This is a genomic window from Streptococcus mitis (assembly GCF_003942775.1).
GTDB classification, from domain to species: Bacteria; Bacillota; Bacilli; order Lactobacillales; family Streptococcaceae; genus Streptococcus; species Streptococcus mitis_CN.
Genome location: NZ_RJNX01000006.1, coordinates 82,056 through 96,295 on the forward strand (window position 1 = coordinate 82,056; position 14,240 = coordinate 96,295).

General features: G+C 38.5%; 13 protein-coding genes. 4 read left to right on the forward strand and 9 right to left on the reverse strand.

The genetic code is table 11. From position 1 onward, the window contains the following. Nucleotides 1-32: 32 nt before the first annotated feature. The 4 genes from D8848_RS08570 to D8848_RS08585 all read right to left on the reverse strand — a co-directional run bounded on the left by D8848_RS08570 (nt 33) and on the right by D8848_RS08585 (nt 3,533). Nucleotides 33-797, reverse strand: a complete 765-nt coding sequence (locus D8848_RS08570; RefSeq protein ID WP_084926005.1) for a nucleoside phosphorylase — start codon at nt 795-797, stop codon at nt 33-35. 272 nt (nt 798-1,069) lie between these two features. After that, nucleotides 1,070-1,693 (reverse strand): TetR/AcrR family transcriptional regulator, encoded by a 624-nt coding sequence (locus tag D8848_RS08575; RefSeq protein ID WP_000361928.1) that lies wholly within the window; start codon nt 1,691-1,693, stop codon nt 1,070-1,072. Nucleotides 1,694-1,732: 39 nt separating this feature from the next. After that, nucleotides 1,733-2,815 carry an ABC transporter permease gene (locus D8848_RS08580; protein WP_125443481.1) on the reverse strand — a complete coding sequence of 361 codons (1,083 nt, stop codon included), beginning with the start codon at nt 2,813-2,815 and terminating at the stop codon, nt 1,733-1,735. A 1-nt stretch (nt 2,816) separates the two neighbouring features. Next, nucleotides 2,817-3,533 (reverse strand): ABC transporter ATP-binding protein, encoded by a 717-nt coding sequence (locus D8848_RS08585; RefSeq protein WP_125443482.1) that lies wholly within the window; start codon nt 3,531-3,533, stop codon nt 2,817-2,819. Nucleotides 3,534-3,953: 420 nt separating this feature from the next. Between D8848_RS08585 and D8848_RS08600 the strand changes: the two genes are divergently transcribed. Together D8848_RS08600 and D8848_RS08605 are read left to right on the forward strand one after the other, a co-directional pair. Next, nucleotides 3,954-4,151, forward strand: coding sequence for a hypothetical protein (locus tag D8848_RS08600; protein ID WP_125443483.1), 198 nt, complete (start codon nt 3,954-3,956; stop codon nt 4,149-4,151). Next, nucleotides 4,148-4,381, forward strand: coding sequence for a hypothetical protein (locus D8848_RS08605; protein ID WP_125443484.1), 234 nt, complete (start codon nt 4,148-4,150; stop codon nt 4,379-4,381). The genes D8848_RS08600 and D8848_RS08605 overlap by 4 nt, the downstream gene beginning before the upstream one ends. A 249-nt stretch (nt 4,382-4,630) precedes the next feature. Here the strand turns inward: D8848_RS08605 and D8848_RS08610 are convergent, their stop codons facing one another. Beyond that, a complete protein-coding gene (locus D8848_RS08610) occupies nt 4,631-5,881 on the reverse strand; it encodes a carbohydrate-binding domain-containing protein (protein ID WP_125443485.1) in 1,251 nt (416 codons plus the stop codon). 229 nt (nt 5,882-6,110) lie between these two features. Here D8848_RS08610 and D8848_RS08615 point away from each other — a divergent pair, with 229 nt between their 5' ends. Together D8848_RS08615 and D8848_RS08620 are read left to right on the forward strand one after the other, a co-directional pair. Then, a complete protein-coding gene (locus D8848_RS08615; protein WP_125443486.1) occupies nt 6,111-6,887 on the forward strand; it encodes a polyphosphate polymerase domain-containing protein in 777 nt (258 codons plus the stop codon). Continuing rightward, nucleotides 6,880-7,563 (forward strand): DUF4956 domain-containing protein, encoded by a 684-nt coding sequence (locus D8848_RS08620; protein ID WP_049521315.1) that lies wholly within the window; start codon nt 6,880-6,882, stop codon nt 7,561-7,563. Before D8848_RS08615 ends, D8848_RS08620 begins: the two co-directional genes overlap by 8 nt. A gap of 151 nt (nt 7,564-7,714) precedes the next feature. Here D8848_RS08620 and D8848_RS08625 read toward each other — a convergent pair whose 3' ends face one another. The 4 genes from D8848_RS08625 to D8848_RS08640 all read right to left on the reverse strand — a co-directional run bounded on the left by D8848_RS08625 (nt 7,715) and on the right by D8848_RS08640 (nt 14,076). Further along, nucleotides 7,715-8,272: a sugar O-acetyltransferase gene (locus tag D8848_RS08625; protein WP_049521314.1), complete on the reverse strand. Its 558-nt coding sequence runs from the start codon at nt 8,270-8,272 to the stop codon at nt 7,715-7,717. Nucleotides 8,273-8,367: 95 nt separating this feature from the next. Further along, entirely contained in the window at nt 8,368-9,225 is an 858-nt protein-coding gene (locus tag D8848_RS08630) for a VOC family protein (RefSeq protein ID WP_125443487.1), read from the reverse strand. 262 nt (nt 9,226-9,487) lie between these two features. Further along, nucleotides 9,488-12,595: an LPXTG cell wall anchor domain-containing protein gene (locus tag D8848_RS11045; protein WP_125443488.1), complete on the reverse strand. Its 3,108-nt coding sequence runs from the start codon at nt 12,593-12,595 to the stop codon at nt 9,488-9,490. Nucleotides 12,596-12,756: 161 nt separating this feature from the next. Then, complete coding sequence (locus tag D8848_RS08640) at nt 12,757-14,076, reverse strand: glycosyltransferase (protein ID WP_084887356.1); 1,320 nt, start codon at nt 14,074-14,076, stop codon at nt 12,757-12,759. Between the last annotated feature and the right edge of the window lie 164 nt (nt 14,077-14,240).

Genomic DNA, 14,240 nt, shown 5'->3' on the forward strand with positions numbered 1-14,240 from the left:
CATCCATTGTACCATAAAAAGAAGAAGAGTAGCTATATCTGAGAAGTTATCTCAAGGCAGAGTTCCAAGGCCTTCTCAAAAGCTTTTGAACCCCAATCACGACTATCGTACTGGTCCAAGTCTGCTAAGGAATCAGCTGTGAACAACAACTCTCCCCAGAGAATCCCACGCAGTTGGGCTACTGCCGCAAGCGCAGAACACTCCATCTCCACAACAGCACAGCCTTCTTCCTTGCGATAAGCCACCTTTTCAGCCGTTTCTCGGTAAAAGCCGTCTGTCGTCCAGGTCATGACTTCTTCATAGGGAATCCCTCTGGCTTCCAACACTCGCTCAATAGCAGCAATAGCCTCTGCCTGAATTTCCATATAACGAGAAGGCGCCACATAGTGATAACTAGCTCCTTCATCTCGCAGAGCGCGAACAGGGACTAAAAAGGCATTTTCTTCTATATCAGCCAGCACACCACAGGTTCCAGTGGAAATAATCTGCTCCACACCATATCCAATCAACCAATCCATAAACTGGGCTGCTGGAGCTGAACCAACAGGAGCCTGAGCCAAACAAAGTTCCTCGCCCTTGTAATTGATGACATAAACTGGATAGGTCTTGGTGGCAGAAACAAATTCGCCGACACAGTCCGCCCCTACTTCCCTCGCATAACGGTCAATCTCCTCACCTAAAAAAGCATAGACACACTTCTTTGGCAATTTCAAATCCAGCCCCTCGTGATTGGGCATGATAACCGCCTGAGGATTATCATCAAACTCTAAAATAGGAATCGCGTGTTTCTGAATCATAACCTACCTCCTCTAATTTTGTACTATTGTATCAAAAGCTGACCGAGTGTCAAGGAGTTGTCCTCAGCAATCCAGAAAGCTCCTCTTCCATACACTTGAGAAATCGTTGCACCGCTGGAGAAGTCGGTTTCTGTTTTGGCAAAGCGATTGAGGACTTATGAAGAATACAAAATCCAACAACAAAAAAGACATGAATCTGAAATAAGCAGAACATGTCTTTTTTAGCTTGTTTGAAAGTCAAGTAAATAAATCTTAGCTCTTCTAGAACTCCCTTATTTCCACAAACCACCTAAAATCTGTTTTTCTAATAAGTCTAGGTCCTCTTCCTTTATTTCTCCGTTGTCGCTAACGATATAAAGTTGAGCGAAGTAAGCCAACAATGGACCAACACAAATACGAACCATTTGAGGAATCGTTAACTCTGGATTTACACGTGGATCTGCTAGCAATTCTTTATGAAGCACTCGAAGTTTATCTTGAATAGCATTCCAGATAAAAATCTGTTCATTTTTTAGTTTCTTATTTGAAAAACTCTCCTGCAGAATGATTTTCATCAAAGCACGATTTTTTTTGAGATAGCTCATACGATCGTGGACGAGATAACGAACCCTCTCTTCTGTCGTTTCAAAAGCTAAGAGTTCCTCAACAAAACTACCGAAAATGCCTGGGACTACAGGATGTAAAATAGCCGTCAGTAGATCATCCTTCGTCTTAAAATACTTAAACAAAGTTGCCTGGCTTAGTCCAGCACGCTCAGCTATGTGAAGAGTTGAGGTCCCATGGTAACTCCTAGTTGATATGAGATCCACTGCTGCCTGCATGATTTTTTTCTTTCCTTGAGGGTAATTCGCTTCTTCTAAGTAATCTTCAAACGATTCAAAAACAGTCTTATCCATCTAATCTTCACACCTTTTTAGCATTATTTATGTTGATTTCTAAACTTTACGATAACGACGCAATCCAACAATATTGAGAATTGTTAAAATGATCAAGAAAATCATTAAAACACCAAGATTTGGCAAAATATCACCAAGATTGTGTCCGTAAAGAATAATCTGGCTTATTGCATCACCAGAATAGGTTAATGGCAAAAATTTCCCCACAGTTGGAGCCCATGCTCCCATGGATGACAATGGAATAATCCCTGAGAAAAAGAGTTGAGGCATAATCACGAGAGGAATAAATTGCATCATTTGGAATTCTGATTTTGCTAGAGTAGACAAGAGAATTCCAAAAGCTAGTGCTACAAGAGCCAGTACCACATTAACTATTATAACATTTAAAATATTTCCTACAACTTCTACATCTAGTAGACAAATTGCTGCTAAGACGACAACTGCCGTTTGAAAAATCGCAATAATACCGTAAGACAACATATAGCCATAGACAATTTCAGAACGTTTCACTGGGGTTGCTAACAAGCGATCCAAGGTTCCACTTGTGCGCTCTTTCAAAAGTGCCATACCAGAAATCAAAAAGACAAAGAAGAAGACCACAAAGCCAATTAAAATTGGAATCATACGTGCAAAGAATCCAGTATTTTTATCTCCATATTGGTAAGATTCTTTGATTTCAGGCACCTTTGCATCTAATTTCAATTGTGGAAGAGCTTGTTTGATACGAGATAGTAACTGATCGGTGCCTTCACTGGCGATACTTGTTCGTAACACTTGTCGTATCATAGATGTCTTGGAGGCATCTGTATTTGCGTAGTCGACCTGATACTCACCGTCTTTATAAGAAATCACAGCATCGACTTTTTCATTTGCTAGCGCTTCTTTGGCCTGATCTAAGTCTTGATAAGTCTCGATGTCCACATGATCAAGCTCATCCATTTTCGTTATCAAACCAGTTGATAGATCTTGTGTCGCTAACTTGACATTCACGGTTGTACTAGCTGAAAACATGAGGTTCATCAGCCACATAATAAATACCGGCGCTACAAACATCATAGCCAAGGTTCGTTTGTCACGAAGCAATTCTTTGATAACTTTTTTAGCAATAGCAATGGTTCTCATCTTACTCTCCTTCTGCTTTCAAAAATACTTCTTCAATACTTGAAACTTGATAACTTTCTTTTAAGTGTTGCGGTGTATCAAAAGCAATGATTTTTCCACCTAATAATAAGCCGACCTTATCCGTTAACTCTGCTTCATCCATAACATGGGTAGTAACTAATATCCCAACCCCATTGTCTCGAAGCGCGAATAATTCTTTCCAGATTTTCTTCCGAAGAGAAGGGTCGATTCCAACTGTCGGTTCGTCCAAAATCAAGAGCTGAGGATTCCCCAGAAGCGCGATGGCTAAAGACAAGCGTCGCTTCATTCCTCCAGAATAACCGGATACCGTTTTATTCAAATGCTCTGTCAGATCCACAACTTGAGCCACATGGGCAATTTCAGCTGCCAGATTTCTTGTGGATAGCCCTTTTAGCTGACCAAAAAATTCCAGATTTTCTTGACCTGACAAAGCCTCATATAAGGCATCTGACTGGGCCATATAACCAATATCTCCTAAAATATGACGATTGGGCATAGTATGATCCAATACCAAAGCAACCCCTCCGTCAGCTTTTTCCATCCCTAACATAGTCTTAATCATAGTCGATTTACCAGCACCAGACGGACCTATTAAGCCTATAATTTCTCCCGGCTGCAATTCAAAGCTGACATGATTCAAAACCATTTGACGACAAAAAGACTTATCCAAATCTTGTAAATGTAGCAATTTTTCCATATGCTTCCTCCTAGGTGAGTGTTTACTCACTTACTGAATATAGACCTATTATAGTGAGTGTTTACTCACTTGTCAAGAAAAAAGTTGAAATTCTTTAAAAAATAAAGCACCAGATTCGTATCTGATGTTTATAATGCACATGTCTTATTTCTAAAAATGTTTTTGAACTTCCTCTCTATACTCCGAAATGGTCTTTTCTGTCCACTTTTTAAAGGCCTATTTTCCCTCTACTTTTCTCGGCTAATCCAACCATCGTCATTGCTATCGCAACTCTAATGACCTTGGTAATGGGAATTCATTTTACTCATTTTTATATGAAACAGACTAAGAAATTTTCAAGACCTAATTGAAACCAAATTAGCCCTTGGAAGTCAAAAAATCCTCGAACTCTACGCTGACCGTCTAGCAGAATCAGACCAAATGCGGCATGGCATTTCTAAGAATTCGGTTAAGGGACGTAACCTACAAGCTGCTTACGTGGATGGATTTACTTTGAGAGATTTCTTCGCCTTCAACCAAGGACTAAATAAAATGGGTGACCAAGCACTTCCTTTTAAAATTCACCCTGAACATTTGGTATTTGCTGGAGTTCACGGTGGACAGGAAGTGAGGAGTTGATTGGAGATTACGGTCAACCAACTTATCAAAAAATCTTTATCAGTCTAGATACTGAAAAAACAGGCGTTCCGGATGCCGATACAAAAATTTCTATGGCAGGTGATACTGCTACTCTCATGTCCGATACAAGCCTTGATATCAAGATGTATGGTATGCATCAGTTCAAGATGAAAAAAGGTGGACTCCGCATCAAATTAGGCGTCTTTTCCCCAGAAGCAACCCCAAGCTAGATGGAGCTCGGTCACCAAGAACACCTAGCAGTTGAATTTTTCAATTCCCTCACAATCGCCTACCAAAACAAAACATTTAAGGGAAAACTACTCAATACCTTCTTAAAATTCAAGAAATTTAAGTAAACAAAAACGGATGACTGAACAATTTAGCCTTTGAAAGCTACGATTATAAAATCCCTTGTAACATATCAATTTATCACCCATATAAAAAGATAGCCATTCTAATTGAATGCTATCCTTTTTTGTTTATCCTTGTCCACCAGGGGCTGGACCGCCAGGACCACCATTTCCTTGAGGTCCTCCATTTGGTCCACCACCTCCAGGCATAGAATTGACAATATCAGTTTGTTTTTCGCCGTTAATGTAAATATCCCCACCTGTGTAAGTTGCTGTTCCATCAAAGTCAAAGCCTGATTGTCCTATTAATTTAATAGTTCCACCTGTGACCGTTATATTTCCGTTTGAGTCGATTGGATCTGTGTCCCCTTGACCGACTTCTACAGTTAGATTTCCACCTGTCATAGTAAAGTAAATATCACTTTGCTGGGCATTTTTATTGGCTGCATTGACCCCATCATCTGTCGCGTAGACATTGATATCACCACCATTAATCGTAATGGCTTTCCCTTCAATTCCTTCAGTCGAATTCTTGACGGTGTAAGTACCGCTGTCAATCACTAGGTTACCAGAAGCGTGAATACCGTCATCTCCTGCTGTGACTGTTATGGTATTGTTAGCCAAATACATATTGCCGACAGTCATATCCTCATCATTGTCAACTTTGACACCATCTTCCTTGGCATCGATGGTCATGGTCGTACCAGTGACATTAAGTTCATCATTGACATTAAAGGCATCGCCAACTGATGTGACGTTAAATGTTCCACCTGTGATGTGGAGGGTGTCGTTAGCCTTGATAGCATTGCTTTTCTTGCCATCTACATTGAGAGTTCCTGAGCCATTGATGGTCAAATCAAACTTAGAAAAGAGAGCGGCATTTGCCTTTTCATCACTGTTAGAGCTTGAGTCAGAGAGACTGTTGGTGGTTCCCTCTGCTAGAGTGAGGTAGACATGACCTGCGCTTGTAGCCGAAATAGCTGCATCTGTATTGGTCATGGTCGCGCCTTTGAGAACAAGTTTCACATCATCAGACTTGTCAGCTGCAATTTTAATTTGCACTCCGTCAGACTGACCAGAGATGACATAGGTACCTGCTTTTGAGATAGTCACTGTTGAGCCAGAAACTGTCACCCCATCTCCAGAGACACTTGCAGATGAGCCTGACAATTCAATCTTAGAAGCAGTGCTTTCATCATAAGAAGTGTCGTAGTCCTTTTCTGTAAAGTAAGAAGATTGACTGTTTTTAGCTGAAGTTGTGATAGCAGTGGTATCTGCTGCTGCAGTTGTACTTGACTTGGTCGTTGACTGCCCACAAGCTGTCATCAAGGTCAAAGCTGTTAAACTGGTTAAGATTAGGGTCCATTTTTTTGATTTCATACTTTTTTCCTCGCCTTCCTTTAGCTTGACCTTAGTTTACAGGGTAAGTCTGAAAAAAATCTAAACTTTTTCTGAAAGTTTTCTTAAGTTCAGTTTCAGTTAAGTTATCTTTAACAAAAGTTTTAGGAAAATTCCATAGACTAATTACAAGCAAGTTCAACTTGCCCAGACACACCTATCTTCTAATAAGATAGTGTACTGAAATAGTTTGATAAAGGAGACAGGATTTATGAAACCAATTGAAACAAGCTTTAAACGAATTGAAACCAAATATGTCGTTGCCAAAGCTGACTTGGCTAATTTAATAGAGGACTTAAAAATATACCTCGTAGAGGATGATTATCCAACTTCGACCATTTCCAACATCTACTTTGATACAGAGCAATTTGATATGATTCAGGAGGATGACCAAGGTACTAAGCGCAAAGAAAAGATTCGGATGCGAACCTATCTCAGTCAAGTCCAGCCTGATAGTCAGGTATTTTTAGAAATCAAATCTAAGGACAGAGCTGGTGTCGGACGAAAACATCGTTTCTTATCGACTCCCCAGTCTATCACCCAGTTTATGACCAAGGGACAGCTGGATAGCAGTATCAAGGACCGAATGATAATTGAAAAAATTCAACAACTCCAAGAGGAATATCAGCAAGCAATTATCCCTCGTATGTATATTTACTACGACCGTTTTTCTCTCAAGGAAAAGAAAGAAATTAGCGGATTTCCCTACAATAAAATTCGTATCACCATTGACCAAAATCTAACCTATCGTGATGATAATGTCAGTTTATTCTCAGGCAAGGACGGTTTCCCTCTACTAAACGAGGACATTGTCATCATGGAAATTAAAGCACCTGGTAGAAAACCCCAATGGCTACAAGATATTCTCGACCAATATGGACTGGTAGAGCAGAAATTTTCAAAATACAGCTGCGCCTACCACAAGTCTCAAGGGCTGGACTATAGCCCACGACCAAGCACAGAAAGTGTAGGTACTACTTATGTCTAATCTTTTCAACTCTATTTTCAACGACACAACTGCCACTGCCAATCCTATCCAGCTCTTTCTGGCTCTCTTGGTCAGCCTGATTTTAGGTTTGGCGCTGACCTGGGCTTACAAACACCGTACCCTCTATACACGGGAATTTGCTGTTAGTTTGACCCTACTCCCCTGCTTGATGACCTTGGTCATCTTTCTGGTAAATGGCAGCTTAGGAACCTCTATCGCTGTTGCAGGAACCTTTAGCCTCATTCGTTTCCGTTCAGCTACCAGTGGCTCACGGGAGCTAATTGCGATCTTCCTTGCCATGATTATCGGGCTGGCAGCAGGGACAGGCTACCTAGCTCTAGCTATTCTCTTCACCGTCTTTATCTTAGCAGTATGGCTTCTTTTAGAAAAGCAACAAAGCAAGAGCAATCACCAACGTCGCAGACTATTAACCATCACAATTGCCAACCAAGAAAAGCAACTCCAAACTATCCAATCTGGGCTATCACAATTCTGTACTGAGTTAGACCTTATCTCGATTGATACCAGCAATGATGGAGAACAGGTCACCACTGTCTATGAAGTGGATTTCAAGGCTCAAACCAACGACTTTCAAATCATCAATTACCTCACTAGAGAACAGGATACTTACCAGGTTTCCCTGACCAAAAATGCTAAGAAGAGAAAGAATTTGTAAAACTTCTAGCGTGAAACCTCTCAAAAAGCTAGGTAAACACTCAATTGAAAAAAAGTTAATCTAATTTATGATAAAAGGCATCATATCAACGTTTTTTAAACACCTGATATGATGCGCTTTTCTTATCTTAAAAACTTTTTTACCAATCTCTTTATTTAACAGGTATCTCCTTAATCACACGCGCAGGATTACCAGCTAGGACAACGTTGTCGCCGAAGGACTTGGTGATTACAGCCCCTGCTCCAGCAACAACATTATTCCCCAGTGTTACTCCAGGAAGGACAATGACACCACCTCCAGCCCAGAAATTGTCTCCGATGGTAATGGGCTTTCCGTATTCCACACCTGAATTACGTTCCTGCGGGTCCAATGGATGGAGGGGAGTCAAGAACTGACAGTTGGGACCAATCATAGCATTGTCCCCGATGCGAATTGGACAAACATCCAGCATGGTCAAGTTCCAATTAGAATAAAAATTTTCCCCTAGATGGATATTGACCCCATAATCGACCACCAGGCGTGGATTAACATAAAGATTTTGTCCGGTTGACCCAAACCAAGTCTTGATGATTTCGACTCCCTTCAAGGGATCTTCTTCCTTGTTAAAGGCAGACTGTTTTTGGCGAGAAGCCTGAGCCAAGGACCGCAATTCTGGGTCCGATGGACGGTAAACCTCTCCCGCTATCATTTTCTGGTATTCACTGGTCATTGTATTCTTCTCCTTGTTCCCTACTATCATATCAAATTTTCTACGTATCTGACTAGAATAAGGGGTACTTTCTACAATTGATCCTCTGATTGTCATCATATCCTGTCTAAACGAATACGGGTCACGATTCCGTCTGGGTCTGTGATTTCCAACTGGCTCGATGTCAGCCACTTGATTGGTGCATCAACTTCTTGTGCTCTCTGGGCAATCGTTAACAGTTCTTCTTTATGTGTGACTTCGATAACATAGTAGGCCAAACCTGGCAAGCCTTGCTTACGCGGAGCCAGACCTTTTCCTCCCCATTCGTTGACTGCCAAATGATGATGGTAATCCCCAGCCGCAATCCAACTAGCGCTAGGTACACTGAATTTATCCTCTAGTCCTAACACCTTTTGATAAAACTGGCTGGACTTTCGACTATCCTTGACTGAAAGATGAATATGCCCCATTCTCGTACCTTCTGCTAGAATAAAGGGCTCTACTCTTTCCCCCAACTCATAGATATCCTGTGCCGCAAGGGCCTCCGTCACTCCGATAATACGTCCATCTTCTCGAATATCCCATGTGGAAACCGGCTTATCTCGATAGAGTTCAATGCCATTTCCCTCCAAATCCTCCAAGTAAAGAGCCTCACTGTAACCATGGTCTGCACCGCCGACAAGAGGAAGCTGTAAACCTGTCAGGTGTTTCAAGACATCAGCCAAAGCCTTGTGTGTCGGTAAGAGAATAGCCAGATGGTAAAGACCATAATGTTCCCTCACTTCTCCGCTCTCTTGTGTTTGAATCAAGTGTACCAAGGCTTTTCCTCCAAGTCCCAGAATGACCTCTGTCTCAGTTTGAGATAAGATTTCTAAACCAATAACTTGCTGATAAAAGACTGTTTGACTTGTCAAATCCTTTACATTTAAAACTGCTTCTGCTAAATAAATGTGACTGTTGTATTCATAGGTCATAAATGGCCCTCTTTTATAATTGTAATTATTTTAATTACAACTATTATATAATTTCCATCAAGAAAGTCAAGCCAGACAACTTATAGATTATGATTCTGTAATCTTGTCTATATGGGATTAGAACGAGAAAATCTACAGAGAATTGACAATCAAACCATTGAAAATTTTTACCAACTCTAATATGACTCTCATCTCAACCCAAAAAGAAAAGGAGCGTATATGATATCCTACTCCTTTTTCTTGTCAGAAAATCTAATTAGAATTAGTCTTCTTTTTTCTTGCGAGCAACAAGTCCAAATCCACTCAAGACACCTAAAAGTCCAAATGCTGCTAGGCTAGCGTTGGCTTCTGTACCAGTGTTAGGAAGTTCAGCTTGCCCTGTTTGAGGTAACTCTTCCCCAGATTCTGAGTGTTTCCCATAAGATGACTTGTCCTCTTCTTGGGCAACCGCTTCATCTTGATGAGAACCTTCTTGTTTTGTAGGTTCATCAATCTTAACAGAATTTGACTGAAGGTATTCTTGTTTCTGTGGTTTCGTTACATCATCACCTATTACCTCAGTATACAAATGGGTAACAATACCTTCTTTTTCACGGGTCATTGTATATCGATATTTCTTACCATTTTTCGATATGATATCAGATTTAGGAGCCAATTTACCAATTTGAATTGGAACGAGTTCTTCATTCGATTCAATAATAATATGACGAGTAATCAATAATGGAGCTACAGGACGAATCGCTGGTCCACCTTTCTCACTTACAACTCCCTCTGGTAATTCTGGTCGTACTTCCGGTTCACCCTTCTCACTCACAATACCTTCTGGTAATTCTGGTCGTACTTCCGGTTCTCCCTTCTCACTTACAACTCCCTCTGGTAATTCTGGTCGTACTTCTGGTTCTCCCTTCTCACTTACAATTCCTTCTGGTAATTCCGGCTGTACTTCTGGTTCACCTTTTTCACTAAAGTATTCTAAAAAGTCATAAATAACTGTTTTTTCATTTTCATCAACTGTACCTATTTCAGGCGCTGAAGTAGCACGATGTCCTTTGTAAATATAGCTTTTTCCGTCCTTTTTGATGACCGTATATGCTTCTGGAGGAATTGAAGTGTAAGAATCTCCAATGGATGCTTCTTTCGTTAACTGCTTCTCCATCGCTATTTCGGTATTCGTTCCTTCAATCATGTATTTTTCGAAGATATTTCCACCAGTTGCTAGTTTATAGACATAGGTAATTTCAGTAGTTCCTGAAACAACTTTCCCTGTTTCTGTAGGAGAGCCTGTTTTCAGTCCTACTAGTTTATATTTTTTACCATCTTTGGTGATTTCTTGTAGTTTTACCGTTGTAGCATCATATGAAACCTCTTTGTTTGTTGTCGTTGGTGTTCCTACTACTACTTTTTGATTATCCTTATTTAAGTAATATTTAGTTTCTGTAGAAGATATCACTGCATCTTTAACAACATCTGTACTTTCTTTAATAGAAGTTCCATCCGCTAATTCATACTTAACAATGACACTACCTTTACTCTCAGTAGTTTCTGTTTCTTCCTTAGCGTAGATGTTTTTAACATTAGTTAGTTGATCACTAATATGGTAAGCACGGGTTGGTTGGTATAAGTCGTAATAATGAATTTCACTATAAATAGGCTCAGATATTGACGCATGTTGTTCATATTTCGTAGGTGCGGCAATTCTATATCGAACTCCATCTTTTTCATATTCTTTATATAATTGGCCTAATCCATATTGATATCTAGTATCTTCACTATAATATTTCGAACCAAAATAGCCAAATCTATAAGCTAAATAAGTTTTTTCTGGTTGATTAGAATCATCATCTTCACTAGGATAATAAGAATCTGTACTCTTATCTCCTAGTTTAAAATCTACATTTACTTCAAACACATTTTTTACAAAATTTGCATTTGTTGGAACTTGGTCGACATACTGAATTGCTTTATGAGCCTCTTTAAACTTCGTGACATTTGCTTTTTCACTCTCGTAGTTAGCAGTGTCTTTAAACTCTTCAATATTTCCAACAAATTTTGGTTCTACTTTATCTCGAGAATTTTTCCATCCTACTGTAATTTCTTTTTCGCCAAACATTTCTTTTAGCTTAGTTATATATTCTGTCACATCGTTATATTTTACAAACTTTCCGTTTTCTCTTATATAACCATTAAACTCCTGATGTACAGAATAAGTAGGACGATTCTTATTATCTACTGCATTTTTATTTGTTAATGTAACCTTATAGATTTCTTCCCATGTCTTTTCTTTTTCAGAGTTAGTGACATCTTCGTCTTTTAAATCTCTTAATCTCTCATCTAAAAGATTATTTAAGCCTTCCTCTAATGCTTTCTCATTAAAAAATGCACCCGCCGTATACGCTTCTTGTTCCGTTGCTGTAGAAACAGATTCTTTTAATGCTACCTCATTTTTTTCAACAACTAATATAGTATCTCCTTCCTTAATTCCACCATCAGTTGTTATATTTTCTTTTGTAAAATCTTTAGCATCATTTTCACCTTGTTTAAATGTTTCAACAGCCCAAGAATCATTGGCTGTAGTTGGTTTTGTGGCTAAAACATACTTCCCATATTTTCCTTCATCAGTTTCAGAAACTAACCAAACTCGACTACCTTCTTTAATATTGTTATAGCGAATACTTCCATCTTCATTATGCAAGTTTCCAGGATTTGCATGTACTGTAATATCATTGAAAGTTGTTTCCTTAGTAGTCCCCTCATGTTTATCTACTTCTGTATCAATCTTATGATATTTTTCTCCGTTCTTTTCTAAAACTTTATCAGCTTCTTTGATTTTACTTAAAACATCATTAGTTAAATTTGCTACATTTCCTTCATAACGTTTGCCAAAAAGTCCACGAATTTTATAATCCATAGTAGTACTAGAAAGGTGTTTATCACCAACAGGAATTTCTACATCAGATTCTTCTTTCAGCACTTCGCCTTCTTTTGTGACATAAGAAATTTTTGAATCCTTAAAGTTATCTTCTCCTTGTTTTTTTATAGTTTCCTTTTCAACTCTGTCTAAATTATATTTGGCTCTACCTTCATTCTCGCGATGATTTCTTTCATATCCATCTTCTGTCCCCGTTGCATGATAATTCAAACCATCAAACACATGCATTTTTGGCATTGTATAGCTACCAGTACCATTACTCAACGTTTCCATTTCCACATTATCTTTTGCAGGTGTTACTGTAGTTTCATTAGCTGTATTTGTAGTTTCTTCAGCCAATACCGGACTAGCTCCAACAACCATCATCCCTAATAAAACAGACGCTGCACCAATTCCTTTATATTTACGTAATGAATATTTTTGAATTGTATCTTTTTTCATAAGGTCTTTTCCCTTTTATTTCTTTCTACTCATTATAAAAAATTATACTAACTATACTAGTATATCACTCTCAGTTTCCTTTATCAAACAATTATACATAAAGGAAATTAAAAAAAATAGATAATAAGATATCCAATAAAATCTCATTATCTATTTCATTTTTAGGCGTTCATGAGTGATAAATATCTCTTAGAAACTTGTTCTTTTGAATATCGATTCACAAACTTACTTGTATTTTCTAGCTCGATTTCTTTATCAGTCTCATATAAACACTTGATAAGATGCGCTAACTCCTCTGGTGTATCATATAAGCAAATATCTGAGTTCTTAGATGCATAATATTGATGAGCAATTTCAACATTAGAAAGCAAGGGAATCAATCCAAAACTCATAGCTTCAACACAGGCATTGGCAAATAATTCCTTTTGGGAAGTTGAAATATAGCCATCATGTTCCCAATAAGGTACCTCATCTACATATCCAACAACATGAATGGTAGATGGCAAAGTCGGATACTCTTTCTTCAATTTTTCAATATCTCCACCATATAAGAATACTTCTACAGGTAGGCCTTCTTGTTCTAACTTCCTAAAGGCTTCTATAATCCATTCTACCCTTTTTACCTTACTCATATTCCCTACATAACAATAGGAACTAGGCTTTCTTCTTTGTAATACTGCTGAGGAAACTTGAGGTGCAAAAATCGGTGGCATAAATTGTGCGTGATACCCTAAATCTTGCAAGATTGATGTTAATACTTCTGAAGCTACTAAATATCTAGTTTTTCTTCTTAGATTATGAGCTGGATTTAGCAATACATTGTCATGGATATATTCCCAATAGAGACGGTTTGTATTTTCTACAAAGCGCCATAATTTGGGAGTCACCACGTTATGTTGATCTCGAATTAAGATGTCTTTCTTATCTGTAAGACTGATTAATACCTGAATCAATAAGTCTTCGTAGGTTAACCATTCTCCATCTTTATAATATAAATAATTGTCCTCCATCATATAAATGGGACTTGGTTCTTCTCTTGGCTTATAGTACCGTGCCCGCATCGCTGTCGAACCATCTCGATTTAACCATTCCAGTTCTTCTTTTTTATTTTTCTTTAAATATAATCCGGAAGTAAAATATAGAGTTTCTTCTTCTAATTCAATACTAGCCACAAATCCATTAATAACAGTCATTTTTCCATTAGGATACCTATCAATGATATCGGAAGGACGAATACTTAATTCATCATGACCAATATCTGATTGATAATGGCTTACACTCACTAATTCATCCCTTTCAAAACCTATTTGTTCATAGCCTGCCTTCCAATCTGGTCGAACTTGAGGATGGGTTAAAATATATAGATGTCCCCAACCTAAATAATCTGCAATTTTCTTTCTAGACAATTGGGATGATTCAAAGCCATATTTTCTAACCTCTCTTTGCCAGAGCCCTGGATGTATTGTAACCATTTTAGTCATAACAATCTCCTATCATATACGGTAACCTTCGCGACTCATTTATCTGTACTTGTTTGTCAGAAAGATTTACTAATCTGAATTATATCATATGAATCATACTTTTACTAGATTCTATCAATATACCTAACATCTACTTAATACCCCAATAAAAAATCCAAGCTAGT